This is a genomic window from Pseudomonas helleri, from assembly GCF_001043025.1.
Taxonomy (GTDB): Bacteria; Pseudomonadota; Gammaproteobacteria; order Pseudomonadales; family Pseudomonadaceae; genus Aquipseudomonas; species Aquipseudomonas helleri.
The window spans coordinates 177,191-201,606 of record NZ_JYLD01000003.1 but is presented as its reverse complement, the minus strand read 5'-3'; the positions used below and the strand labels follow the sequence as shown (position 1 = coordinate 201,606).

Genomic DNA, 24,416 nt, shown 5'->3' with positions numbered 1-24,416 from the left:
GCCTCGCGATCTTTTTAAACGATCAAAAGATCGCGAGGCAAGCTCGCTCCTACAGGGTCAGTGTTAAGCAGACAACTCGCGCATCCGCTGCAACACCGCATTCAGCCCGTTGCTGCGCGATGGCGACAACTGGCGGCTCAGGCCAAGCTGGTTGAACCAGTCGGGCAGGTCTACGTGGTGCAGCGCCTCGCTGGACAAGCCATTGACCCGCGCCAGCAGCAACGCCACCAACCCGCGAATCAAGCGTGCATCGCTGCTGGCAGCAAATTGCCAGTGGCCGTCTTTTAATTCACCCACCAACCACACCTGGCTTTCACAGCCGTGCACGCGGTTGGCCTCGGTTTTGTCGGCCTCGGCCAACTCGGGCAAGCGTTGGCCCCATTGCATCAGCAGGCGGGCGCGTTGTTCCCAACTGGCGCAGTGTTCAAAGCTGTCGAGGGCGGCCTGAGCCTCAGCGGGCAGGGTCATTGCAGCAACTCCAGGGCCTGGTCGAGGGCATCGAAAAAGCGTTGCAGGTCATCTGAGTCGTTGTACAGCGCCAGCGACACGCGGATGGCGCCTGCCAAGCCAAGGCTTTTCAGCAGGGGCATGGCGCAATGATGCCCGGCCCGCACGGCAATGCCTTGCTCGGTCAACAAGTGGGCAAGGTCGGCGTTGTGCACGCCCTCGACCACAAAACTCACCAGTGCCAGTTGCGGCGAGCCCAGCAGGCGAATGCCGGGGCGCTGTTGCAGGCCTTCAATCAGCAGCGCGTGCAACGCGGCTTCGTGAGCGTCGACGGCGCTCTGGTCGAGGCTGCTCAGGTAGCTCAGGGTCGCGCCCAAGCCAATCACGCTGGCAATCGGCGGTGTACCGGCTTCAAAGCCCAGCGGGGCGGGGCGGAAGGTGGCGTGCTGGTAGTCGGCGTCCTGGACCATCTCGCCGCCAAACTGCCAGTGCTTGAGGCTGGCCAGTGCGCCATGGCGGCCAAACAGCACGCCCAGCCCGTCCGGGCCGTACAGTTTGTGGCTGGAAAACACATAGAAGTCGCAGCCCAGCGCATTCACGTCCTGACGGCCATGGACCACGCCTTGGGCCCCATCGACCACAGTCAAGGCGTTCTGCGCTTTGGCCAGGGCCAGCAACTCAGGCAAGGGCTGCCATACGCCGAGCACGTTAGACAACTGGCTGACAGCCAGCAGGCGGGTGCGCGGGGTAATCAGGCGGGTGGCGGCGTCAAGGTCGATTACGCCGTCGGCATCCAGCGGCAACACCACCAGGGTTAACTGTTGACGCTGGGCAAGCTGCTGCCAGGGCAGCAGGTTGGCGTGGTGCTCCAGGGCGCTGATGACAATCTCATCGCCCGGATTGAAAAGGTGTTCCAGCCCGTAAGCCAGAAGGTTCAGTGCCGAAGTGGCACCGTGGGTAAAGACTATTTGCCCGCAGTCAGCCGCGTTGAGCCATTGGGCGACTTTGCAGCGCGAGTTCTCAAACGCCTGGGTGGCATGCGCGCCCGGCAGGTGCTGGGCCCGGTGCACATTGGCGGCGCCACTGGCGTAGTAGTGCGTCAGTGCGTCGAGCAGGGCTTGAGGTTTTTGCGTGGTGGCAGCGTTGTCCAGATAAGTCTGGTCCTGACGTTGCAGGGCGGCGATGGCCGGAAAGTCAGCGCGCCAGGGAGAAGGCAAAAGCATGGTGTTCAAGGCTCTGTTGACGAGGCTGCAAGCAGCCAGCCCCGTCAGTGGCAGACAAACGCTTAGTTGTGAGCGTGCAGCGCTTCGTTCAGCTCGATGGCCGACTTGTGGGTTTTGCATTCCACAGCGCCGGTTTCTGAGTTGCGACGGAACAACAGGTCTGGTTGACCGGCCAGTTCACGGGCTTTGACGACTTTAACCAGTTGGTTGTTTTCGTCCAGCAGCGCGACTTTGGTGCCTGCGGTCACGTACAGACCCGACTCAACAGTGTTGCGGTCGCCCAATGGTATGCCGATACCGGCGTTGGCGCCGATCAGGCAGCCTTCGCCCACTTTGATCACGATGTTGCCACCGCCCGACAGAGTGCCCATGGTCGAGCAACCGCCACCCAGGTCCGAACCCTTGCCGACGAAGACGCCCGCCGAAACACGGCCTTCGATCATGCCCGGGCCTTCGGTGCCGGCGTTGAAGTTGACGAAACCTTCGTGCATCACGGTGGTGCCTTCGCCGATGTAGGCGCCCAGACGGATACGCGCGCTGTCAGCGATACGCACGCCAGCCGGTACCACGTAGTCGGTCATTTTCGGGAACTTGTCGACCGAGAACACTTCCAGCAGTTCGCCACGCAGGCGGGCTTCGAGTTGGCGCTCAGCCAGCTCGCCCAGGTCGATGGCGCCCTGGCTGGTCCAGGCCACGTTCGGCAGCAGCGGGAACACGCCCGCCAGGCTCAGGCCGTGCGGCTTGACCAGACGGTGGGACAGCAGGTGAAGCTTCAGGTAAGCCTCCGGGGTGGAGGTCAGGGCAGCGTCTTCGGCCAGCAGGGTGGCAACCAGTGGTTTGTGGCTTTCGGCCAGGCGGGTCAGCAGCGCGGCCTGGGCAGCGTCAACCGGCTTGACGGCTTCAGCCAGTTGCGCGGCTTGAGCGGTGGTAAAGGTGATTGCCTGATTGCCACCGGTGTAGCCCAGGATCGGCGCGACAGCTGCGATCAGTTCGGCCGACGGGTTGATCAGCGGTTGTGCGTAGAACACTTCCAGCCAGGCGCCTTGACGGTTTTGAGTGCCGACACCGAAGGCCGCGCTGAATAGGGTAGTAGACATGCAATTACCTCGTACAAAAAAGAAGGGGCGGGCTTTAGCCAGTTGGCTCAGAGAAGGGCCGCCGCATAAAGATCAGGCTTGAAGCCAATCAGGGTTTTATTACCGAGATCGAGCACCGGGCGCTTGATCATCGAGGGTTGGGCGAGCATCAGCTCAATGGCTTTCGCTTGGTCGAGATCGGCTTTCTGTTCGTCTTCGAGTTTGCGAAAGGTAGTGCCTGCGCGGTTGAGCACAACTTGCCAACCGTGCTCGTCGCACCATTGAGTCAGGTGTTCACGGTCGATACCGCTGCTTTTGTAATCATGGAAGTCATAACGCACGTCATGTTCATCCAGCCAGGTGCGAGCCTTTTTCATGGTGTCGCAGGCCTTGATGCCGAAAAGGTGCAACGTCTTGCTCGAATCGGTCACTGAATTGCCCCTCCTTTGGAGATGCGTGGAAATAAGCGGTGGCGGATTATGCCATGGGCGAGGCGCTTGAGCGCAGGCTGCCTGCAACCTTGGCAGGATCTTGTGACAGGTAGTCGCATTGAGACTTATGTTCAAGGTCGACGTCAGCCATTTGAAGCTACTATGAGGCTGGATCTAAAATTGTTGCTAGCTGTGTTTGAATTCAGTTAACGCTGATTGTTCGGGAATTTTGTTGATATGCAAACCGCCTATACCGTACTCATCCTGCTGATGTTAGTAGGAGTCTCGCGTTTATTGGGGCGTGTGATCCCTTTACCTCTGCCGTTGGTGCAAATTGCTGCGGGTGCCGTGTTGGCCTGGCCAACCCTGGGCTTGCACGTTGCACTGGACCCGGAGCTGTTCCTGTTTCTGTTCTTGCCGCCGTTGCTGTTCTCGGATGGCTGGCGCATGCCCAAACGTGAATTCTGGCGTTTGCGTGGGCCGATTCTGACGTTGGCAGTGGGTTTGGTGCTGTTCACCGTGGTCGGGGCGGGTTACTTCATTCATTGGCTCTTGCCGACGATTCCCTTGCCGGTGGCGTTTGCCCTGGCTGCTGTACTGTCACCGACGGATGCCGTGGCGGTGTCGGCCATTTCCCAGAACCGCCTGCCCGGCCCGCTGATGCATATGCTTCAGGGCGAAGCCCTGATGAACGACGCTTCGGGCCTGGTGACGTTCAAATTTGCCCTGGTTGCAGCCATCACCGGGGTGTTCTCGCTGACCAATGCCAGCCTGACCTTTGTACTGGTGGCCTGTGGTGGCCTGGCCATCGGTGTGGCGCTGAGTTGGCTGGTGGGGCGCCTGCGGGCCTGGATGATCGGTCGCGGCTGGGATGACCCGGCGACCCACGTCGTGTTTATGTTGCTGCTGCCGTTTGCCGCTTACGTACTGGCTGAGCGCTTGGGCGCCTCGGGCATTTTGTCGGCGGTGGCGGCGGGGATGATGCAAAGCTGGCTGGATCTGTTGCCGCGTCAAACCAGTACGCGCCTGCTTAATCGCAGTGTGTGGGGGCTGCTGGAGTTTGCCTTCAATGGCCTGATCTTCTTGCTATTGGGCTTGCAACTGCCAGACATCATCAAGGCGGTGGTCAGCCACGAAACCACCTTGTGGCCGACCCTGTTTTATCGCTGCCTGGACGTGGTGGCGATTTTTCTGGTGCTGCTGGCGCTGCGTTTTATCTGGGTGCAGAGCATTTGGCGCCTGTTTGGCCTCTTGCGTCGCTGGCGCGGCAAGGGCGACCTGACCCTGGTGCCGACGGCGCGTTCATGCTGGTTGCTGACGGTCGGTGGTGTGCGCGGTGCGGTGACCTTGGCCGGTGTGATGTCGGTGCCGTTGTTGATCAGCGCAGGGGTGGACTTCCCTGAGCGTGACCTGCTGATCTTTATTGCGGCGGGGGTGATTTTGCTGTCGCTGGTGGCGGCGTGTATCGCCTTGCCTTTGTTGTTGCGCGGCATCCCCAAGAGCCCGGACGACGCCATGCGCAAAGAAGTGCGCGAAGCCTGGCGGCGCACGGCTGAAGCGGCGATTCATGCACTGGAAGCCGAAGACGTGGTTGAGCCGGCCGATAGCCCGCAAGACGCGGCCCAAGCAGCACTGGCGGCTGAATTGAAGGCGCGGATCATGTCTGAATACCGTCATCAGCTCGAAGTGTTTAATGACTCGGCTGAAGCGCAGGCGTTGGCCTCGCAGATGGACCTGCTGGAAAGCCGCTTGCGCCTCAAGGCGCTCAGGGCACAGCGTCTGGAGCTTTACAGCTTGCGTCGCCACCATGAGATCGGCGATGACGTGCTCAGCGAGATTTTGCGTGATCTGGATTTGAGCGAAGCGAATCTGGGGACGGTGAAGTAAGGCAGCGAATACACCGATCCCCTGTAGGAGCGAGCTTGCTCGCGAGCTTTTAAAAGATCAAAAGATCGCGAGCAAGCTCGCTCCTACAGTGGGCGGGTAGGCCGGGTTTAGCGGCGGCGCTGGATGAAGTCGCGGATCCGCTCGGCGGCTTCTACGCATTCAGCCAATGGCGCGACCAGGGCCATGCGCACGCGGCCTGCACCCGGGTTAAAGCCGTCGACTTCGCGTGACAGGTAAGAACCCGGCACCACGGTCACGTGTTCTTCTGCGAACAGGTCGCGGGAGAATTCTGTGTCATCCCCTTCGACATTCGCCCACAGATAAAACCCGCCATCCGGGCGCTGTACATCCAGTACCGGCGTCAGAATCTCCAGCACGGCATCGAACTTGGCGCGGTACAGGTCGCGGTTGGCGCGCACGTGTTCTTCGTCGTTCCAGGCAGCAATGCTCGCCAGCTGGGTTTGCACCGGCATGGCGCAGCCGTGGTAGGTGCGGTACAGCAGGAACGCTTTGAGGATCTCGGCATCACCGGCGACAAAGCCCGAGCGCAGCCCCGGCAAGTTCGAACGCTTGGACAGGCTGTGGAAGACCACGCAGCGCTTGAAGTCTTCACGGCCCAAGGCCACGCACGCGCTGAGCAAGCCTTCTGGCGGGGTCTGCTCGTCGAAATACAGCTCGCTGTAGCATTCGTCGGCGGCGATCACGAAGTCGTGTTCGTCAGCCAGTGCAATCAGTTTTTTCAGGGTTGCCAGCGGGATCAAGGCGCCGGTCGGGTTGCCCGGCGAGCACAGGAACAGGATCTGGCAGCGCTTCCAGGTGTCGACCGACACCGCGTCGAAGTCCGGGTTGAAGCCTTGTTCAGCCAGGCACGGCAGGTAGTGCGGCTTGGCGCCGGCCAAAAACGCGGCCCCTTCGTAGATCTGGTAGAACGGGTTCGGGCTGATCACCAAGCCGTCGTCGCTGCGGTTGACCACGGTCTGGGTGAAGGCGAACAGCGCTTCACGGGTGCCGTTGACGGGCAGGATGTTGCGCGCCGGGTCCAGCCAGCCAGCCGGCACGTTAAAACGGCGCTCGGCCCAGCGACCAATCGCTTCGCGCAGGGCAGGGATGCCGAGGGTGGTCGGGTAGACCGCCATCTGGTCGAGGTTGTCCGCCAGGGCCTTGGCCACGAAATCGGGCGAGCGGTGTTTCGGTTCGCCAATCGACAGCGCAATCGGGCGCTTGTCGGCGTTGGGCTGCACGCTACCCAGCAGGGCACGCAGTTTTTCGAACGGGTAAGGCTGCAACTGGTTTAGAGCGTTGTTCATTGGATGCGGGTCTCACTCGGCGGCTAGATGCTCAGGCGCCAGGTTGGGGTTGAGTCTTTGTTGACCGTTAGTTGCTCCACGATGGCTTCCTGCAAACGTATGCACAGTTGTGGGTCAGACAATGGCTGATTGTTTTCGTCGGTAATGAAGAAGACGTCTTCGACGCGCTCGCCCAAGGTGGCGATCTTGGCGTTCTGCAGCGACAGGTCGAACTCCAGGAAGATCATCCCGATGCGTGCCAGCAGGCCGGGACGGTCCGGGGCGCTGAGTTCCAGTACGGTGACCGGGCGCTGGGCGTCGTTGTGGATCGTCACTTGCGGCGGGAAAGCAAAGTGTTTGAGCTGGCGCGGTACCCGGCGCTGGATGATGTTCGGGTAGTCGTCCGGGTTGCGCAGGGCTTCGGTCAGGCCTTTGCGGATTTTTTCGATGCGCTCCGGGTTATTGCCGATCGAATCGCCGTCGTTGTCGAGCACGATGTAGGTGTCGAGGGTGAACTGGCTGCTGGAGGTAATGATGCGCGCGTCATGAATGTTGAGGTTGAGCTGGTCCATGGCCGCCACGGTCACGGCGAAGAAGTCGTGCTGGTCGGGCGCGTAAATGAAGATCTGCGTGCCGCCCTCGAAATCGCGCTGGGTGGTTTCCTTGATCAGCACCAGCGGGCCGCCATCTACAGGTTGCTGCAGGATGGCTTCGGTGTGCCAGGCCACATCGGCCGAGGTGTGGCGCAGGAAGTAGTCATCGCCCAACTGCGACCAGAGCTGCTCGACATCGTCCTGATCGTTGCCGTTGCGCACCAGCACGTCCAGCGCAGCGCTTTGCGTCTGACGAATTTGCTCTTCGCGATCGACCGGGTTTTCCAGGCCGCGACGCAGGGCGCGCTTGGTCTCGGTGTAGAGCTGGCGCAACAGGCTGGCGCGCCAGGAGTTCCACAGCGTCGGGTTGGTGGCGTTGATGTCGGCCACGGTCAGTACATATAAGTAGTCGAGGTGGGTTTCGTCGATCACAGTCTGGGCAAAGTCATGGATGACTTGCGGGTCTGACAGGTCTTTGCGCTGGGCGGTGGTCGACATCACCAGGTGGTTTTGCACCAGCCATACGATCAGCCGTGTATCCCAGGCGGGCAGGTGATGACGAATGCAGAAGGCTTCTGCGTCCACTGCGCCAATCTCCGAGTGGTCGCCGTGGCGGCCTTTGCCGATATCGTGGTACAGCCCGGCGAGGTAAATCAGCTCAGGCTTGGGCAGTTTGGCCATGAGTTTGCTGGCCAGCGGGAATTTCTCCGATACCTGGGTGTACTGCAATTTGCGCAGGTGCTTGATCAGGTTCAGGGTGTGCGCATCGACCGTATAGATGTGGAACAGGTCGTGCTGCATTTGCCCGACGATAAAGCCGAATTCCGGCAGGTAACGTCCGAGAATGCCGTAGCGGTTCATCCGGCGCAGGTTGCGATGGATGCCGATTTTGCATTTGAACAACTCGATAAACAGGCTGGTGTTGCGGATGTCGCTGCGAAAATCATCGTCGATCAGGTAGCGGTGTTCGCGCAGCAAGCGGATGGTGTCAGCCCGCACGCCTTTGATGTCGGGGTGCTGCGCCATCAGCAGGAAGATTTCGAGCATGGCGAACGGCGTGCGCTTGAATACGTTGTTGCTGGTGGCTTCGATATAGCCGTCGTGCAGTTGAAAGCGCGAGTTGATCGGCGTCGGTGGCGCTTCGTCTTCCGGGGCCAGGATCACTTCTTCGAAATGCTGGATGATCAGGTCGCTGAGCTGGGCAATGCTCATGACCACCCGGTAGTACTGCTGCATGAAGTTTTCGATGGTCTGCTTGGTGTCTTCGCCGGTAAAGCCGAGCAACTCGGCGATGCTGCGTTGATGGTCAAACAGCAGACGGTCTTCAGCGCGGCCAGCGAGCATGTGCAGGGCGTAACGGACCTTCCAGAGAAACTCCTGGGAGGAAGAGAGCAGGTCGTGTTCGCTTTCGACCAGGAAGCCTTCACCAGCGAGGGCGCGCAAATTCAGGGTCCCGTACTGGCGACGGGCTACCCACAAGATGGTCTGAATGTCGCGCAGGCCGCCGGGCGAGCCTTTGACGTTGGGCTCAAGGTTGTATTCGGTGTCGTTGTACTTGTGGTGCCGGGCTTTTTGCTCGGCACGCTTGGCCAGAAAGAATTCCTTGCTGGGCCACATGTGGTCGGTGCTGGTGACTTCGAGCATGCGTTGACGCAAGCGCTCGGGGCCAGCAATGGTGCGGCTTTCGATCAGGTTGGTGATGACGGTCAGGTCGGCGCGGGCTTGCTCTGCACATTCGTCGATAGAGCGTACGCTCTGGCCGACTTCCAGGCCGATGTCCCACAGCAGGGTCAGAAACCGCTCGATGGAATCGCGGAAGATTTCATGGTCTGCGTTGTCGAGCAGGATCAGCAGGTCGATGTCGGAGTAGGGGTGCAATTCACCCCGGCCATAACCGCCCACCGCGACCAGGGCGATATCGGCCTGGTCGCTCCAGCTGAACTGGTCCCACGCTTGTTGCAGGATGTTATCGACGAACCAGGCGCGGTCCTCGATCAATCGTCGAATATCGCGGCCTTTGCGAAAGCGTTCGTCGAGCACTTCGCGTGCCTGGCGGATTGCCTTTTTGAAAGCGGCAATCGGGCTTGCCTTTAATGCCAATTCGGCCTGGAACTGGCCGCGGTCAAAAAGTTCGGGATCCACCTGCGGCATCGATTGGCTTTCCTGTCGTGGGATGTGTGGGGGTTACTATCAGGCCGAAACCCGCGGGATGGTGTCATCGCTGCGCAGGGTGAAGATTTCGTAACCGGTGTCGGTCACCAGCAGGGTGTGTTCCCACTGCGCAGACAGCTTGCGGTCCTTGGTGATCGCCGTCCAGCCATCGCCCAGCACTTTAGTGTCGGCTTTGCCCTGGTTGATCATCGGCTCGATGGTGAACGTCATGCCCGCCTTGAGTTCCATGCCGGTGCCCGCGCGGCCGTAGTGCAGGATTTGCGGCTCTTCGTGGAACACCTTGCCAATGCCATGGCCGCAGAACTCGCGAACCACCGAGAAGCCGTTCTTTTCGGCGTGCTTCTGAATCACTTCACCGATATCGCCCAGGCGGCAGCCAGGCTTGACCAGTTCGATGGCCTTGTACATGCATTCCTGGGTCACTTGCGACAGGCGCTCAGCCCAGACCGGCACTTTACCGACATGGAACATGCGGCTGGTGTCGCCGTGGTAGCCATCTTTGATGACGGTCACGTCGATGTTCAGGGTGTCGCCTTCCTTCAGCGCCTTGTCACCCGGAATGCCGTGGCAGACCACGTGGTTGATCGAGGTGCAGATCGACTTGGGGAAGCCTTTATAGTTGAGCGGCGCAGGGATGGCCTGTTGCACATTGACGATATAGTCATGGCAAATGCGGTCCAGCTCTTCGGTGGTGACGCCGGGTTTTACGTGTTCAGCGATCATTTCCAGTACGTCGGCGGCCAGTTTGCCGGCGATACGCATTTTTGCGATGTCCTCGGGAGTTTTGAGGGTGACGGTCATACAGGCTCTCTTCGCGCGTAAGCGCTCATCAACGGGGTTGCGGGTGTGTGACGAGTTATTTCAGCTACACACCGCCATAAAAACGCGATTCTACCAGACGGTCGGCTGTAAACATGAGCCTTGCGCCATCGCTTCTATTAATAGAGTGGGGCATTCTGGCCCTATTCCAAGGCTCTAGCAAAAGGAAGGGGCTGCTTTTGATCAGGGTTTTTGATCTGCTTGGTTCGTTGTAGGGGCTAAATCGGTGAAATGCCGTTGTGCAGTTAAAGGGCACACCACCGATCAAAAGATCGCGAGGCAAGCTCGCTCCTACAGGGCGCAAATCCTTGTGCGACAACGGCTTAGCAATAAAGTCTGAATTCGCGCTTCGTTTTTTAGGTGTCTTGTGATATAAAATGCGCCGCTTTGCGGGTATAGCCCGCAGAGCACAAACCCACACACGTATCGACACGATGACCTGGGTGCCTTCAGCTCGAAGCTGCTGGTTGGTCGTTGGGATACGTGGAGGCCTAACCCGACTTATTAAGGAACTACCATGTCCCAAGTCAACATGCGCGATATGCTGAAGGCCGGTGTGCACTTCGGTCACCAAACCCGTTACTGGAACCCGAAGATGGGTAAATACATCTTTGGCGCGCGTAACAAGATCCACATCATCAACCTTGAAAAAACCCTGCCAATGTTCAACGAAGCTCTGACTTTCGTAGAGCGTCTGGCCCAGGGCAAAAACAAGATTCTGTTCGTCGGCACCAAGCGTTCCGCTGGCAAGATCGTTGCTGAAGAAGCAGCACGTTGCGGCTCGCCGTACGTCGATCACCGCTGGTTGGGCGGCATGCTCACCAACTTCAAAACCATCCGTGCTTCCATCAAGCGTCTGCGTGACCTTGAAGTTCAAGCAGAAGACGGTACTTTCGCCAAGCTGACCAAGAAAGAGGCGCTGATGCGCACTCGCGATCTGGAAAAGCTGGATCGTAGCCTGGGTGGTATCAAGGACATGGGCGGTCTGCCAGACGCACTGTTCGTTATCGACGTTGACCACGAGCGCATCGCGATCACCGAAGCTAACAAGTTGGGCATTCCGGTAATCGGCGTTGTCGATACCAACAGCAGCCCAGAAGGCGTTGACTACATCATCCCGGGCAACGATGACGCAATCCGCGCTATCCAGCTGTACATGGGTGCGATGGCTGATGCTGTTATCCGTGGTCGCAACCACGTTGCTGGCGGCACCGACGTTTTCGTCGAAGAAGCTCCAGCTGCAGCGGTAGTTGAAGGCTGAGTAACTAACGCCTAGCGTTTACTCAGTGCGCAAAAAGGGGGCTTGGCCCCCTTTTTGCCACCTCGAAATCCATTTATTGGACATGCTCTCGTCATTGCTGTATCAGAATGCGGCTGGCTGGGAGCCTCGAGGCAGGCTTCATACGAATTGAACGCCCGTTCGGTCGGGTGGAATGGTTGAAAACCTATCCAAGAGGAATTTTGAAATGGCAGAGATTACTGCAGCGTTGGTTAAAGAACTGCGTGAGCGTACTGGCGAAGGCATGATGGATTGCAAGAAAGCCTTGACCAAGGCTGGCGGCGACATCGAAAAAGCCATCGACGACATGCGTGCTTCCGGCGCCATCAAGGCTGCCAAAAAAGCAGGCAACGTTGCTGCTGAAGGTGCAATCGCTCTGAAGGAAGACGGTAAATCCGCAGTTCTGCTGGAAGTGAACTCGCAGACTGACTTCCTGGCCCTGCAGGACGACTTCAAAGCATTCGTTGCTGCCAGCGTTGAAAAAGCATTCGCTGACAAGCTGACGACTGTTGAGCCTCTGATCGAAGCTCAAGAAGCTGATCGCCTGGTACTGGTCGGCAAAGTTGGCGAAAACGTTAACATCCGTCGCCTGGTTCGCGTTGAGGGTGATGTTGTCGGTGGTTACCTGCACGGCAACAAAATCGGTGTAGCGGTTGTTCTGAAAGGCGGCAACGTTGAGCTGGCCAAAGACATCGCTATGCACGTTGCTGCAAGCAACCCAGAGTTCCTGCTGCCTTCGGAAGTTTCTGAAGACGCGATCGAGCGTGAAAAAGCGGTGTTCCTGAGCCTCAATGCTGACAAGATTGCCGGCAAGCCAGAAAACATCGTTGAAAACATGATCAAAGGCCGCATCAGCAAGTTCCTGGCCGAAGCTAGCCTGGTTGAGCAAGCTTTCGTTAAGAACCCAGAGATCAAAGTTGGCGAGCTGGCCAAGAAAGCCGGCGCTGAAATCGTTTCCTTCACTTACTTCAAAGTAGGCGAAGGCATCGAGAAGCCAGTCGACAACTTCGCTGAAGAAGTTGCTGCTCAGCTGGCTGCAGCCAAGCAATAAGACAGTTTTACACTGTCGACCCGAAGAGGCTGCCCGCTCACGCGCGCAGCCTCTTTTCAAATGGGAGAGGGTTTTCCCTTTTCTTGCGGAACCGATTGCATAAGTCGTGTTCCGATGGTGCTGCTGTGCAGCGCCACGCTAGAGTAAGCGCGGGCTGAAAGTGGCCTCGCACAGATTTTTTAAAACGCGGCAGGAGAGATTCGCAATGGCTCAGCAGGGCGCTGGTTATCAAACTCGCTATAAACGCATCCTACTCAAGCTAAGCGGTGAAGCCCTGATGGGCTCTGAAGAGTTCGGGATCGATCCCAAAGTACTCGACCGCATGGCGCTGGAAGTGGGCCAACTGGTCGGCATCGGCGTCCAGGTAGGTTTGGTGATCGGTGGTGGCAACCTGTTCCGCGGTGCTGCCCTGAGCGCGGCCGGTATGGATCGAGTGACTGGCGACCATATGGGCATGCTGGCAACCGTGATGAACGCCTTGGCCATGCGCGATGCGCTGGAACGTGCGAATATCTCTGCCATCGTAATGTCGGCTATTTCGATGGTTGGTGTGACTGATCATTACGATCGTCGCAAGGCAATGCGTCATTTGAACGCTAAAGATGTGGTGATTTTCGCTGCAGGCACCGGTAATCCGTTCTTTACAACGGATTCTGCTGCTTGCTTGCGTGCTATTGAAATCGACGCTGACGTGGTGCTTAAAGCAACCAAGGTTGACGGCGTGTACACCGCAGATCCATTTAAAGACCCGCATGCCGAGAAGTTCGATCATCTGACTTACGATGAAGTACTGGATCGCAAACTGGGTGTTATGGACCTTACGGCCATTTGTCTGTGCCGTGACCATAAAATGCCATTGCGTGTATTTAATATGAACAAGCCCGGCGCCTTGCTGAATATTGTCCATGGCGGCGCTGAAGGGACTCTGATCGAGGAAGTTCAACAATGATCAATGAAATCAAAAAAGACGCTCAAACGCGCATGCAGAAGTCGCTGGAATCCTTGGCCCATGCTTTTGGCCAGATCCGCACCGGCAAAGCGCACCCAAGCATCCTGGGCAGCGTGATGGTGCCTTACTACGGCGCCGATACCCCGTTGAGCAGCGTTGCCAACGTAACGGTAAAAGACTCGCGTACCCTGCAAGTTGTGGCGTTTGAGCGCAACATGCTGGCCGCGGTCGACAAGGCTATCCAGAGCGCTGGCCTGAACCTCAACCCGACCAACCTGGGTGAGCTGCTGCTGATCTCCATGCCGGCCTTGACTGAAGAAACCCGTAAAGGTTTCACCAAGCAAGCTCGTAGCGCCGCTGAAGACGCGCGTGTTGCTGTTCGCAACATCCGTCGCGATGCGTTGAGCGACCTGAAAAAACTGGTTAAAGACAAAGAAATCAGCGAAGACGAAGAGCGTCGCGCCGCTGCTGATATTCAGAAGCTGACCGACAAGGCCGAGGCAGACATTGATGCGGCTACCAAGGCGAAAGAAGCGGACCTGATGGCCGTATAAGGGTCTGGGCGTTTTATGGAAAAGACCAAGCAGACAGAGCCATCATCGGTGCCGCGCCACGTCGCGATCATCATGGATGGTAATAATCGCTGGGCGAAAAAACGCTTTCTGCCAGGTGTTGCCGGGCATAAAGCGGGAGTGGATGCAGTTCGCGCAGTGATTGAGGTGTGCGTCGAGGCCAAGGTCGAGGTGCTCACCTTGTTCGCGTTCTCCAGTGAAAACTGGCAGCGCCCCGCCGCTGAGGTCAGCGCCTTGATGGACTTGTTCTTCAAGGCGCTACGGCGTGAGGCCCGGCGCCTCAACGACAACAACATCAGCTTGCGGATCATCGGCGACCGTTCGCGCTTCCACCCTGAATTACAGGCGGCGATGCGTGAGGCGGAGCAGATGACGGCAGGGCCTGATCGCTTTGTACTGCAGGTTGCCGCTAACTACGGCGGCCAGTGGGACATTGCACAGGCCGCACAGCGCCTGGCGCGTGAAGTTCAGGCGGGGCATCTGCAGCCTGAAGACATCACCCCGGGCCTGTTGCAAAACTGTCTGGTGACTGGCGATCTGCCTTTGCCTGACCTGTGCATCCGCACAGGCGGCGAGCACCGCATCAGCAATTTCCTGCTGTGGCAGTTGGCGTATGCCGAACTGTACTTCTCCGACCTGTTCTGGCCGGACTTCAAACACGAAGCCATGCGCAATGCGCTGGCTGATTTCGCTTCTCGCCAGCGTCGCTTCGGTAAAACGAGTGAGCAGGTTGAAGCTGGAGCCCGGGTTTAATGCTTAAACAACGCATCATTACTGCACTCATATTGCTGCCCATCGCTTTGTGCGGGTTTTTCCTGCTCGAAGGGTCTGGCTTTGCGCTGTTCATAGGCCTGGTCGTGACCTTGGGTGCCTGGGAATGGGCGCGTCTGGCGGGCTTTGAAGCTCAGTTGGCGCGGGTGGCTTTTGCAGTACTCGTGGCTCTGCTGCTGTTTGGTTTGTACGTTTTCCCGGATCTGGCGCCCTGGGTGCTGGGCGCCGCAATTTTGTGGTGGGGCGCTGCAACCTGGCTGGTGCTGACGTTTCCTGAGTCGGCCGAGCGCTGGTCGGCAACCTTGACCAAGCTGGTGATTGGCCTGCTGATTTTGCTGCCGGCCTGGCAAGGGCTGGTGCTGATCAAGGCGATGGCGCTGGGCAACTGGCTGATCATGGCGGTCATGGTGCTGGTGTGGGGCGCTGACATCGGCGCTTACTTTTCCGGGCGCAAGTTCGGGAAACGCAAGCTGGCCCCTAAAGTCAGCCCGGGCAAGAGCTGGGAAGGCGTGTATGGCGGTTTGATCCTCAGTCTGGTGATCACGGCTGCTGTCGGTCTGGTGCGTGGCTGGAGCGTTGGCGAAATCATCGCAGCACTGTTGGGTGCAGCGATGATTGTGCTGGTGTCTGTGGTGGGCGACCTCACCGAAAGCATGTTCAAGCGTCAGGCCGGTATCAAGGACAGCAGTAACCTGCTGCCTGGTCACGGCGGGGTGCTGGACCGTATCGACAGTCTGACGGCGGCGGTTCCGTTGTTTGCTGTACTGCTTTGGATTGCCGGATCATGAGTCGACCTCAACAGATTACGGTGCTGGGGGCTACAGGCTCGATTGGCCTGAGCACCCTGGATGTTATTGCGCGTCACCCTGACCGCTATCAGGTCTTTGGTCTGAGCGGTTTTAGCCGTATCCCGGAGCTACTGGCCTTGTGTCTCGAACACAAGCCGCGAGTAGTTGTAGTGCCGCACGAGCGTGCAGCCAGCCAACTGCGGGCCGGTTTGCAGGCGGCAAAGCTCGGCACTGAAGTGTGGGTGGGTGAGCAAGGCTTGTGTCAGGTGGCTTCTGCTCCAGAAGTTGACACGGTCATGGCAGCAATCGTGGGTGCGGCTGGTTTGCGTCCTACGTTGGCTGCGGTTAACGCTGGCAAAAAAATTCTCTTGGCCAATAAAGAAGCGCTGGTCATGACCGGCGATCTGTTTATGCAGGCCGTTCGTCGCAGCGGTTCGGTATTGCTGCCTGTCGACAGTGAGCACAACGCGATTTTCCAGTGTTTGCCACAGGACTACGCACGCGGCCTGGGTTCGGTCGGTGTGCGGCGGATATTGCTGACGGCGTCGGGCGGACCGTTCCGCGAGACGCCTTTAGAGTTGTTGCAACATGTCACCCCGGATCAGGCGTGTGCTCATCCCAATTGGTCGATGGGGCGCAAGATCTCCGTTGATTCGGCGAGCATGATGAACAAGGGCCTGGAACTGATCGAGGCCTGCTGGTTGTTCGATGCCAAGCCAAGCCAGGTTGAAGTGGTGATCCACCCGCAAAGCGTGATTCACTCGCTGGTCGATTACGTGGATGGCTCGGTCTTGGCACAGCTTGGTAATCCGGACATGCGCACACCCATTGCCAATGCCCTGGCGTGGCCTGAACGTATCGACTCGGGTGTTGCGCCGCTGGATCTGTTTGCGGTTGCGCGGCTGGACTTTGAGCGTCCGGACGAACAGCGTTTCCCTTGTTTGCGTCTGTGTCGGGAAGCAGCCGAGGCGGGTAACAGCGCACCCGCGACCCTCAATGCAGCAAACGAAGTGGCGGTGGCGGCGTTTCTTGACGGCAAGATTCGTTACCCGCAAATCGCCAACCTTATTGAAGATGTGTTAAGCAATGAGCCTGTGATTGCAGTCGATGAGCTGGATGCTGTATTTGCGGTAGATACCCAAGCGCGACTGCGAGCTGAGCAGTGGTTGAGCCGTAACAACTGACAAGTGGTACATGTCGGAGCCGGACAGAATCGCGGAGAAAGTAGATGAGTGCGCTCTATATGATTGTTGGCACCCTGGTGGCATTGGGGGTGCTGGTCACATTTCATGAATTCGGTCACTTTTGGGTGGCGCGCCGTTGCGGCGTCAAGGTTCTGCGCTTTTCTGTGGGCTTCGGTACGCCTCTCTTACGCTGGCATGACCGTCAGGGCACTGAGTTTGTCGTTGCAGCGATTCCGCTGGGCGGCTACGTAAAAATGCTCGACGAGCGTGAAGGCGATGTTCCGGCCGACCAGCTCGATCAATCCTTCAACCGTAAAACCGTCGGGCAGCGCATTGCCATCGTTGCGGCCGGGCCTGTGGCCAACTTCTTGCTGGCCATTGCGTTCTTCTGGGTGCTGGCAATGATGGGCAGCCAGCAGGTGCGCCCGGTGATCGGCGCGGTCGAAAGCGGCAGCCTGGCGGCACAAGCCGGCCTGGTAGCCGGTCAGGAAATTGTTTCAATTGATGGCCAGCCAACGGTGGGCTGGTCGAACGTCAACCTGCAACTGGTGCGTCGCCTCGGCGAAAGCGGTTCCATTCAGGTTGCGGTGCGCGGCCCCGATTCCGATGTTGAAAGCTCCCACCAGCTTGTTTTGCATGACTGGCTAAAAGGGGCTGATGAGCCGGATCCGATCAAATCGTTGGGTATTCGGCCATGGCGCCCTGAGCTGCCAGCCGTTTTGGCAGAACTCGACCCTAAAGGCCCGGCCCAGGCGGCTGGCCTCAAGACCGGTGACAAACTGCTGTCCATGAACGGTCAGGCCATCAATGACTGGCAACAAGTCGTGGACTGGGTTCGTCTGCGGCCCGCGGCCCGCGTAGATTTGCGCGTCGAGCGCGACGGTGTTGCGCTTGAGGTGCCGGTGGTTCTGGCCGCTCGCGGTGAAGGTGATGCGGCGACCGGTTATCTGGGGGCAGGGGTCAAAGGTGTCGATTGGCCACCTGCGATGATTCGCGAAGTCAGCTATGGCCCGGTCGCCGCCATCGGCGAAGGGGTCAAGCGTACGTGGACCATGAGCGTATTGACGCTCGATTCACTGAAGAAAATGTTGTTCGGCGAGCTCTCGGTAAAAAACTTGAGTGGACCGATAACCATTGCTAAAGTGGCGGGCGCTTCTGCCCAGTCGGGCGTTGCTGATTTCCTGAATTTCCTGGCTTATCTGAGTATTAGCCTGGGGGTTCTGAACTTGTTGCCTATTCCCGTCCTGGACGGTGGGCACTTGTTGTTTTATCTGATCGAGTGGGCGCGTGGTCGTCCCTTGTCGGATCGGGTACAGGGTTGGGGGATGCAGATCGGTATCAGTTTGGTGGTCGGAGTGATGTTGCTTGCTCTGGTCAACGACTTGGGACGACTGTAAACACTTCGCTGAATTGCGAATCTGCCGCATTTTGCGGCAGTTTGTTTATTGCCAGTTGGAATAAGAAAGGACTTCATGAAACGTCTGCTGCTAACTGCGGTTCTCGCCGTACTGATGATCGCCGAAGTTCACGCCGAGTCCTTCACTATCTCTGATATCCGTGTCAACGGGCTCCAGCGGGTTTCCGCCGGCAGCGTGTTTGGCGCGTTACCGCTGAACGTGGGTGAGGTAGCGGATGACCGCCGTTTGGTGGAATCCACTCGTGCGTTGTTCAAAACCGGGTTCTTTCAGGATATCCAACTGGGTCGTGATGGCAATGTGCTCGTCATTACGGTTGTCGAACGTCCTTCCGTCTCCAGCATCACCATTGACGGTAACAAGGCGATCTCCACTGATGACCTGATGAAAGGCCTGAAACAATCGGGCCTGGCTGAAGGCGAAATCTTCCAGCGTGCGACCCTTGAAGGTGTTCGTAACGAGTTGCAACGTCAGTATGTTGCCCAAGGCCGCTACTCGGCGACGGTAGACACCGAAGTGGTGCCTGAGCCGCGCAACCGCGTTGCCTTGAAGGTCAACATCAACGAAGGCACCGTTGCCTCTATCCAGCACATCAACGTGGTGGGTAACACGGTCTTCCCGGAATCTGACCTGGTTGATCTGTTCGAACTGAAAACCACCAACTGGTTGTCGTTCTTCAAGAACGACGACAAGTATGCGCGTGAAAAACTGTCGGGTGACCTGGAGCGTCTGCGTTCCTACTACCTCGATCGCGGCTATATCAACATGGATATCGCCTCGACCCAGGTATCGATCACCCCTGACAAAAAGAACGTCTACATCACGGTCAACGTGAACGAAGGCGAAAAATACAATGTCGGCTCGGTCAAACTGAGCGGTGACCTCAAGGTCCCGGAAGATCAGATCAAGTCGCTGCTGCTGGTTCAGCCAGGCCAGGTGTTCTCGCGCAAGCTGATGACCACCACTTCCGAGCTGATCACCCGTCGTCTGGGTAACGAAGGCTACACCTTCGCCAACGTGAACGGCGTGCCTCAGCCAGACCCTGAAAACCACACCGTCGCCATCACCTTTGTGGTCGATCCGGGCAAGCGTGCTTACGTGAACCGTATCAACTACCGCGGCAACACCAAGTCGGAAGACGAAGTGCTGCGTCGTGAAATGCGCCAGATGGAAGGCGGTTGGGCTTCTACTTACCTGATCGACCAGTCCAAGGTTCGCCTTGAGCGTCTGGGCTTCTTCAAGGAAGTGAACGTTGAAACTCCGGCAGTGCCAGGCACTGACGACATGGTTGACGTGAACTACGCTGTTGAAGAACAAGCGTCGGGTTCGATCACCGCCAGCGTCGGTTTTGCTCAGAGCGCCGGTTTGATCCTGGGTGGCTCGATTACCCAGAACAACTTCCTGGGTACGGGTAACAAGGTCAGCATCGGCCTGACCCGCAGCGAATACCAGAGCCGTTACAACTTCAGCTACGTTGACCCGTACTGGACGCCGGACGGTGTGAGCCTGGGCTACAACGTTTTCTACCGCACCACTGACTACAAAGAGCTGGACGTTGACGTTGCCAACTACTCGGTCGACAGCCTGGGTGCTGGCGTTACCATGGGCTACCCGATCAGCGATACCTCCCGTCTGACCTACGGCCTGACCGTTCAGCAGGATGAAATCAGCACCGGTCGTTACACCGTTGACGAGATCTTCGACTTCGTAAACCGTGAAGGTGACAAGTACCTCAACTTCAAGGCGTCGGTTGGCTGGTCCGAGTCGACCCTGAACAAAGGCGTGTTGCCAACCCGTGGTACGTCGCAGAGCTTGGTGCTGGAAACCACCATTCCTGGCAGCGACCTGCAGTTCTACAAACTGGACTATCGTGCACAGTTGTTCCAGCCGTTGAGCGATACCTTCACTGCTCGCCTGCACACAGAGTTGGGCTATGGTGATGGTTACGGTTCGACTGAAGGTCTGCCGTTCTACGAGAACTACTACGCGGGTGGTTTCAACTCGGTACGTGGCTTTAAAGACAGCGCACTGGGCCCACGCAGTACGCCGAGTACCGGTAAGAACCCGGGTACGATTGCCGACCCGGATCAAGACCCGCTGCCGTTCGGTGGTAACGTGCTGATCCAGGGTGGTGTAGAAGTTCTGTTCCCGATGCCGTTTGTGAAGGATCAACGTTCCCTGCGCACTTCCGTCTTCTGGGATGTGGGTAACGTGTTCGACACCAACTGCAAGGGCGAAACCAAGAATTGCGATATCAGCTTTAGCAATATGGCCAGTTCTGTGGGTGTAGGTGTGACATGGGTAACTGCGCTTGGCCCGCTGAGCTTCAGCTTGGCCATGCCGATCAAGAAACCGGATGACGCAGACACTCAAGTGTTCCAATTCTCCCTCGGCCAGACTTTCTAAAAGCCTGACTATAGATACAGACAACGGATTTTTTAGGAGTGCATCGTGCGTAAGTTGACTCAATTGGTTCTCCTGGCTTCGCTCTTGGCAGCGGGCCCGGCTTTTGCCGACATGAAAATTGCTGTGCTGAACTATCAAATGGCACTGCTTGAATCCGACGCTGCCAAGCGTTATGCCGTGGATGCCGAGAAAAAATTTGGCCCACAACTGACTAAACTGAAAAACCTGGAAAGCAGCGCCAAGGGCATCCAGGACCGTCTGGTTAGCGGCGGCGACAAAATGCAGCAAGGCGAGCGTGAGCGTCTGGAGCTTGAATTCAAGCAAAAGGCCCGTGACTTCCAGTTCCAGTCCAAGGAGCTGAACGAAGCCAAGGCCGTTGCTGACCGTGAAATGCTGAAACAGCTGAAGCCAAAACTGGACAGCGCTGTTGAAGAAGTCATCAAGAAAGGCGCCTTTGACCTGGTGTTCGAGCGTGGTGCTGTGATTGATGTAAAACCTCAGTACGACATCACTCGCCAAGTGATTGAGCGCATGAATCAGCTGAAGTAATTATGACCGCGACTATAAAACTCGGCCGATTGGCCGAGTTCCTCGGGGCCACCTTGCGTGGCTCCGCGGAGAAAGAAATTACTGGGCTGGCCACTTTGCAAGAGGCCGGCCCAGCTCAGTTGAGCTTTCTGGCTAATCCCCAATACCGTAAATACCTCGTTGACTGCCACGCTGGAGCGGTACTGCTCAAGGCGGCGGATGCCGAGGAGTACGCGGGGGATGCGCTGGTTGTGCCCGATCCTTACCTGGCGTATGCCCGAATTTCCCATTTGTTCGACCCCAAGCCCAAAGCCACTGCCGGGGTTCACCCTTCGGCCGTGATTGCGGACGATGCGGTGGTTGATCCAATGGCGAGCATCGGTGCGTTTGCGGTCATTGAGAGCGGTGCGCGAATCGCTGCCGGCGTCACCATCGGTGCGCATTGCTTTATCGGTGCGCGTTGCACCATTGGTGAAGACGGCTGGCTGGCACCTCGTGTGACCCTGTACCACGATGTGCATATCGGCAAGCGTGTGGTGATTCAGTCGGGTGCCGTGTTGGGTGGCGAAGGTTTTGGTTTCGCCAACGAAAAAGGTATTTGGCAGAAAATCGCTCAAATTGGCGGTGTGACCCTCGGTGATGATGTCGAAATTGGCGTCAACACGGCCATTGATCGGGGTGCTTTGGCCGATACGTTGATCGGCAATGGCGTCAAACTGGATAACCAGATCCAGATCGCGCACAACGTTCAGGTGGGTGACCATACGGCGATGGCCGCGTGTGTAGGCATTTCCGGTAGTACTAAAATCGGTAAGCACTGCATGCTCGCAGGCGGAGTTGGTTTGGTCGGTCACATTGAAATTTGTGACAACGTGTTCTTGACTGGCATGACGATGGTGACGCATTCGATCACCGAGCCAGGAGCCTATTCTTCCGGTACTGCCATGCAGCCGGCTGCGGAGTGGCGCAAAAGTGCGGCACGCATACGCCAGCTGGATGACATTGCAAGACGGCTAAAACATCTGGAAAAGCGCGTCGGGGAAGTGACCCCGGACGGTAAAGCTTCTTCAGAGGGCTAGTACATTTTCCATATCAAGAGTGCATAGCCACTGGTTTGCTTCCTTGATTTGCTAGAGGAGCGCGCCTTAGTCGCGCGCGCCCAATCTTTATTACAGGCTTCCCCACGAAATGATGGACATCAACGAGATTCGCGAATATCTGCCCCACCGTTACCCGTTCCTGCTGGTGGACCGAGTGGTGGATCTGGATGTCGAGAACAAGCGCATTCGTGCCTACAAGAATGTCAGCATCAATGAACCTTTCTTCAATGGTCACTTCCCGGCGCACCCGATCATGCCGGGCGTCCTGATCATTGAAGCCATGGCTCAGGCCGCTGGCATCCTGGGTTTCAAGATGATGGATCTGAAGCCTTCTGACGGCACGCTCTATTATTTCGTCGGCTCCGACAAGCTGCGCTTTCGTCAGCCTGTACTGCCAGGGGATCAACTGATCCTTGAAGCCAAGTTCCTGAGCTGCAAGCGCTCCATCTGGAAATTTGAATGCCAGGCCACGGTTGACGGCAAGCCAGTGTGCTCGGCTGAGATCATCTGTGCGGAACGCAAACTATGAGTTTGATTGACCCTCGCGCAATCATCGATCCGACGGCCATTTTGGCCGACGACGTCGAGGTCGGCCCTTGGTCGATCATCGGCGCAGGTGTGGAAATCGGCGAGGGGACTGTGATTGGGCCGCATGTGATTCTTAAAGGCCCAACCAGGATCGGTAAACACAATCGCATCTACCAGTTTTCTTCGGTAGGCGAGGACACACCTGATCTGAAGTACAAAGGCGAAGAAACGCGCCTGGTGATTGGTGACCACAACGTTATTCGTGAAGGCGTCACCATTCACCGCGGCACCGTGCAGGACCGTGCTGAAACAACGCTGGGTGATCACAACTTGATCATGGCCTATGCCCACATCGGGCATGACAGCGTGATTGGCAACCACTGCATTCTGGTTAACAACGCCGCCCTGGCGGGCCATGTGCACATGGGTGACTGGGCGATCCTGTCCGGCTTCACGCTGGTTCACCAGTTCTGCCATATCGGTGCGCACAGTTTTTCGGGCATGGGCACTGCCATCGGTAAAGACGTTCCGGCGTTTGTCACCGTGTTCGGTAGCCCGGCCGAAGCGCGCAGCATGAACTTTGAAGGCATGCGCCGCCGTGGTTTCAGCGATGAAGCCATTCACGCCCTGCGCCGAGCTTACAAAGTGGTCTATCGACAGGGCCTTACCGTCGACCAGGCGCTGGCTGAACTGGCCGAACCGGCTGTGCAGTTCCCTGAAGTGGCGATGTTCGTCGAGTCGATCCGTTCCTCTACTCGCGGCATTACGCGCTAATCATGGCCAGATTGCGTATTGCTCTGGTGGCTGGTGAAGCCTCCGGTGACATTCTCGGCTCCGGGCTGATGCGTGCGCTCAAGGCCCGTCATGGGGATATCGAGTTCATTGGCGTCGGCGGTCCATTGATGGAAGCAGAGGGCATGAGCTCTTACTTCCCGATGGAGCGCTTGTCGGTCATGGGCCTGGTGGAAGTGCTTGGCCGCCTGCGTGAGCTGCTCAAGCGCCGCAAAGAGCTGGTTAAAACGCTGATTGCTGAAAAGCCTGACGTGTTTATCGGTATCGACGCGCCTGATTTCACCCTCAATATCGAGCTGCAATTGCGCCGTGCCGGGATCAAGACCGTGCACTACGTGAGCCCGTCGGTGTGGGCATGGCGTCAAAAGCGAGTGCTGAAAATTCGCGAAGGCTGCGACTTGATGCTCACGCTGTTCCCATTTGAAGCCAAATTCTACGAAGAGAAGGGCGTGCCGGTGCGTTTTGTCGGCCACCCGTTGGCTGATGCCATCCCGCTTCAAGCTGATCGTGCTGCTGCGCGTGCTGAGCTGGGCCTGCCCGATGGCCCGCTGATCGCCTTGATGCCCGGCAGCCGTGGCGGGGAAGTCGGCAAGCTGGGCGGTTTGTTTCTGGATGCTGCGCAGAAGGTCTATCAGGCACGTCCTGAGGTCCGTTTTGTATTGCCTTGCGCCAATAACGCGCGTCGTATTCAGATTGAGCAATCGCTGGTCGGTCGTGACTTGCCTTTGACCTTGCTCGATGGCCGGTCACACCTGGCGCTGGCCGCCTGTGATGCGGTGTTGATCGCCTCCGGTACCGCGACCCTTGAGGCGCTGCTGTACAAACGGCCGATGGTGGTTGCGTATCGCTTGTCATCGCTGACGTTCTGGATCCTCAAGCGTCTGGTCAAAAGCCCGTACGTGTCACTGCCCAACCTGCTGGCTCAACGCCTGTTGGTGCCTGAACTGTTGCAGGATGCTGCAACGCCAGATGCGCTGGCTGATACCGTCTTGCCTTTGCTGGATGGCGGTGAGGAACAAACACGCGGCTTTGACGAGATCCATCGCACATTGCGTCTCGACGCTTCCAATCAGGCCGCAGACGCGGTGCTGGGCCTGATCGCAAAATCTTAATGAGTAC

Annotated in this window: 22 protein-coding genes; 15 read left to right on the top strand and 7 right to left on the bottom strand. The window is 57.8% G+C overall.

Features of this window, described 5'->3' with window-relative positions; all coding sequences use genetic code 11:
• Positions 1–63: 63 nt before the first annotated feature.
• The 4 genes from TU84_RS06390 to TU84_RS06375 form a co-directional block, all read right to left on the bottom strand.
• Positions 64–468, bottom strand: coding sequence for a SufE family protein (locus TU84_RS06390; RefSeq protein ID WP_048368113.1), 405 nt, complete (start codon positions 466–468; stop codon positions 64–66).
• Complete coding sequence (locus TU84_RS06385) at positions 465–1,670, bottom strand: aminotransferase class V-fold PLP-dependent enzyme (protein ID WP_048368111.1); 1,206 nt, start codon at positions 1,668–1,670, stop codon at positions 465–467. Before TU84_RS06385 ends, TU84_RS06390 begins: the two co-directional genes overlap by 4 nt.
• Before the next feature lie 62 nt (positions 1,671–1,732).
• A complete protein-coding gene (gene dapD / locus TU84_RS06380) occupies positions 1,733–2,767 on the bottom strand; it encodes a 2,3,4,5-tetrahydropyridine-2,6-dicarboxylate N-succinyltransferase (protein WP_048368109.1) in 1,035 nt (344 codons plus the stop codon).
• Positions 2,768–2,814: 47 nt separating this feature from the next.
• The gene (locus TU84_RS06375) at positions 2,815–3,177 is read right to left on the bottom strand and encodes an ArsC family reductase (protein ID WP_048368107.1); all 363 of its coding nucleotides are present in this window, start codon (positions 3,175–3,177) and stop codon (positions 2,815–2,817) included.
• Between the two features lie 237 nt (positions 3,178–3,414).
• On the opposite strand from TU84_RS06375, the gene TU84_RS06370 reads away from it, so the two are divergent.
• Positions 3,415–5,064 (top strand): Na+/H+ antiporter, encoded by a 1,650-nt coding sequence (locus tag TU84_RS06370; RefSeq protein ID WP_048368106.1) that lies wholly within the window; start codon positions 3,415–3,417, stop codon positions 5,062–5,064.
• Between the two features lie 107 nt (positions 5,065–5,171).
• Here TU84_RS06370 and dapC read toward each other — a convergent pair whose 3' ends face one another.
• The 3 genes from dapC to map are packed head-to-tail and all read right to left on the bottom strand — an operon-like array spanning position 5,172 to position 9,916.
• The gene (gene dapC / locus TU84_RS06365; protein ID WP_048368104.1) at positions 5,172–6,371 is read right to left on the bottom strand and encodes a succinyldiaminopimelate transaminase; all 1,200 of its coding nucleotides are present in this window, start codon (positions 6,369–6,371) and stop codon (positions 5,172–5,174) included.
• Positions 6,372–6,394: 23 nt separating this feature from the next.
• Entirely contained in the window at positions 6,395–9,094 is a 2,700-nt protein-coding gene (locus tag TU84_RS06360; protein ID WP_048368103.1) for a [protein-PII] uridylyltransferase, read from the bottom strand.
• Positions 9,095–9,133: 39 nt separating this feature from the next.
• The gene (gene map, locus TU84_RS06355) at positions 9,134–9,916 is read right to left on the bottom strand and encodes a type I methionyl aminopeptidase (RefSeq protein WP_048368102.1); all 783 of its coding nucleotides are present in this window, start codon (positions 9,914–9,916) and stop codon (positions 9,134–9,136) included.
• Between the two features lie 535 nt (positions 9,917–10,451).
• Here map and rpsB point away from each other — a divergent pair.
• From rpsB to lpxB, 14 genes are all read left to right on the top strand, one after another.
• Positions 10,452–11,195, top strand: a complete 744-nt coding sequence (gene rpsB / locus TU84_RS06350; RefSeq protein ID WP_019411593.1) for a 30S ribosomal protein S2 — start codon at positions 10,452–10,454, stop codon at positions 11,193–11,195.
• Between the two features lie 205 nt (positions 11,196–11,400).
• Positions 11,401–12,264: a translation elongation factor Ts gene (gene tsf / locus TU84_RS06345; protein WP_048368100.1), complete on the top strand. Its 864-nt coding sequence runs from the start codon at positions 11,401–11,403 to the stop codon at positions 12,262–12,264.
• Positions 12,265–12,469: 205 nt separating this feature from the next.
• Positions 12,470–13,213, top strand: coding sequence for a UMP kinase (gene pyrH / locus TU84_RS06340; protein ID WP_048368099.1), 744 nt, complete (start codon positions 12,470–12,472; stop codon positions 13,211–13,213).
• Complete coding sequence (gene frr, locus TU84_RS06335; RefSeq protein ID WP_048368097.1) at positions 13,210–13,767, top strand: ribosome recycling factor; 558 nt, start codon at positions 13,210–13,212, stop codon at positions 13,765–13,767. The genes pyrH and frr overlap by 4 nt, the downstream gene beginning before the upstream one ends.
• Before the next feature lie 15 nt (positions 13,768–13,782).
• Entirely contained in the window at positions 13,783–14,538 is a 756-nt protein-coding gene (gene uppS / locus TU84_RS06330) for a polyprenyl diphosphate synthase (RefSeq protein WP_048368096.1), read from the top strand.
• On the top strand, positions 14,538–15,344 hold the full coding sequence (locus TU84_RS06325; protein ID WP_048368095.1) for a phosphatidate cytidylyltransferase: 807 nt from the start codon (positions 14,538–14,540) through the stop codon (positions 15,342–15,344). Before uppS ends, TU84_RS06325 begins: the two co-directional genes overlap by 1 nt.
• A complete protein-coding gene (gene ispC / locus TU84_RS06320; RefSeq protein WP_048368094.1) occupies positions 15,341–16,528 on the top strand; it encodes a 1-deoxy-D-xylulose-5-phosphate reductoisomerase in 1,188 nt (395 codons plus the stop codon). The genes TU84_RS06325 and ispC overlap by 4 nt, the downstream gene beginning before the upstream one ends.
• Before the next feature lie 44 nt (positions 16,529–16,572).
• Positions 16,573–17,925, top strand: coding sequence for an RIP metalloprotease RseP (rseP, locus tag TU84_RS06315; RefSeq protein WP_048368093.1), 1,353 nt, complete (start codon positions 16,573–16,575; stop codon positions 17,923–17,925).
• A 75-nt stretch (positions 17,926–18,000) separates the two neighbouring features.
• A complete protein-coding gene (bamA, locus tag TU84_RS06310; RefSeq protein ID WP_048368092.1) occupies positions 18,001–20,349 on the top strand; it encodes an outer membrane protein assembly factor BamA in 2,349 nt (782 codons plus the stop codon).
• A gap of 45 nt (positions 20,350–20,394) precedes the next feature.
• Positions 20,395–20,898, top strand: coding sequence for an OmpH family outer membrane protein (locus tag TU84_RS06305; RefSeq protein WP_048368091.1), 504 nt, complete (start codon positions 20,395–20,397; stop codon positions 20,896–20,898).
• 2 nt (positions 20,899–20,900) lie between these two features.
• Positions 20,901–21,956, top strand: a complete 1,056-nt coding sequence (gene lpxD / locus TU84_RS06300) for a UDP-3-O-(3-hydroxymyristoyl)glucosamine N-acyltransferase (protein ID WP_048368090.1) — start codon at positions 20,901–20,903, stop codon at positions 21,954–21,956.
• Between the two features lie 109 nt (positions 21,957–22,065).
• Positions 22,066–22,506, top strand: a complete 441-nt coding sequence (fabZ, locus tag TU84_RS06295) for a 3-hydroxyacyl-ACP dehydratase FabZ (RefSeq protein WP_048368088.1) — start codon at positions 22,066–22,068, stop codon at positions 22,504–22,506.
• Positions 22,503–23,279, top strand: a complete 777-nt coding sequence (lpxA, locus tag TU84_RS06290; RefSeq protein ID WP_048368087.1) for an acyl-ACP--UDP-N-acetylglucosamine O-acyltransferase — start codon at positions 22,503–22,505, stop codon at positions 23,277–23,279. Before fabZ ends, lpxA begins: the two co-directional genes overlap by 4 nt.
• Before the next feature lie 2 nt (positions 23,280–23,281).
• On the top strand, positions 23,282–24,409 hold the full coding sequence (gene lpxB, locus TU84_RS06285) for a lipid-A-disaccharide synthase (RefSeq protein WP_048368086.1): 1,128 nt from the start codon (positions 23,282–23,284) through the stop codon (positions 24,407–24,409).
• Positions 24,410–24,416: the final 7 nt, after the last annotated feature.

What these genes read in the sequence shown, in the direction of transcription:
- rpsB (WP_019411593.1), top strand. Translation starts at nt 10,452, where the DNA reads ATGTCCCAAGTCAACATGCGCGATATGCTGAAGGCCGGTGTGCACTTC.
- rseP (WP_048368093.1), top strand. Translation starts at nt 16,573, where the DNA reads ATGAGTGCGCTCTATATGATTGTTGGCACCCTGGTGGCATTGGGGGTG.
- dapD (WP_048368109.1), bottom strand. Translation starts at nt 2,767, where the DNA reads ATGTCTACTACCCTATTCAGCGCGGCCTTCGGTGTCGGCACTCAAAAC.
- TU84_RS06385 (WP_048368111.1), bottom strand. Translation starts at nt 1,670, where the DNA reads ATGCTTTTGCCTTCTCCCTGGCGCGCTGACTTTCCGGCCATCGCCGCC.
- TU84_RS06390 (WP_048368113.1), bottom strand. Translation starts at nt 468, where the DNA reads ATGACCCTGCCCGCTGAGGCTCAGGCCGCCCTCGACAGCTTTGAACAC.
- TU84_RS06325 (WP_048368095.1), top strand. Translation starts at nt 14,538, where the DNA reads ATGCTTAAACAACGCATCATTACTGCACTCATATTGCTGCCCATCGCT.
- pyrH (WP_048368099.1), top strand. Translation starts at nt 12,470, where the DNA reads ATGGCTCAGCAGGGCGCTGGTTATCAAACTCGCTATAAACGCATCCTA.
- uppS (WP_048368096.1), top strand. Translation starts at nt 13,783, where the DNA reads ATGGAAAAGACCAAGCAGACAGAGCCATCATCGGTGCCGCGCCACGTC.
- lpxD (WP_048368090.1), top strand. Translation starts at nt 20,901, where the DNA reads ATGACCGCGACTATAAAACTCGGCCGATTGGCCGAGTTCCTCGGGGCC.
- bamA (WP_048368092.1), top strand. Translation starts at nt 18,001, where the DNA reads ATGAAACGTCTGCTGCTAACTGCGGTTCTCGCCGTACTGATGATCGCC.
- ispC (WP_048368094.1), top strand. Translation starts at nt 15,341, where the DNA reads ATGAGTCGACCTCAACAGATTACGGTGCTGGGGGCTACAGGCTCGATT.
- lpxB (WP_048368086.1), top strand. Translation starts at nt 23,282, where the DNA reads ATGGCCAGATTGCGTATTGCTCTGGTGGCTGGTGAAGCCTCCGGTGAC.
- TU84_RS06370 (WP_048368106.1), top strand. Translation starts at nt 3,415, where the DNA reads ATGCAAACCGCCTATACCGTACTCATCCTGCTGATGTTAGTAGGAGTC.
- TU84_RS06360 (WP_048368103.1), bottom strand. Translation starts at nt 9,094, where the DNA reads ATGCCGCAGGTGGATCCCGAACTTTTTGACCGCGGCCAGTTCCAGGCC.
- fabZ (WP_048368088.1), top strand. Translation starts at nt 22,066, where the DNA reads ATGATGGACATCAACGAGATTCGCGAATATCTGCCCCACCGTTACCCG.
- map (WP_048368102.1), bottom strand. Translation starts at nt 9,916, where the DNA reads ATGACCGTCACCCTCAAAACTCCCGAGGACATCGCAAAAATGCGTATC.
- lpxA (WP_048368087.1), top strand. Translation starts at nt 22,503, where the DNA reads ATGAGTTTGATTGACCCTCGCGCAATCATCGATCCGACGGCCATTTTG.
- frr (WP_048368097.1), top strand. Translation starts at nt 13,210, where the DNA reads ATGATCAATGAAATCAAAAAAGACGCTCAAACGCGCATGCAGAAGTCG.
- dapC (WP_048368104.1), bottom strand. Translation starts at nt 6,371, where the DNA reads ATGAACAACGCTCTAAACCAGTTGCAGCCTTACCCGTTCGAAAAACTG.
- tsf (WP_048368100.1), top strand. Translation starts at nt 11,401, where the DNA reads ATGGCAGAGATTACTGCAGCGTTGGTTAAAGAACTGCGTGAGCGTACT.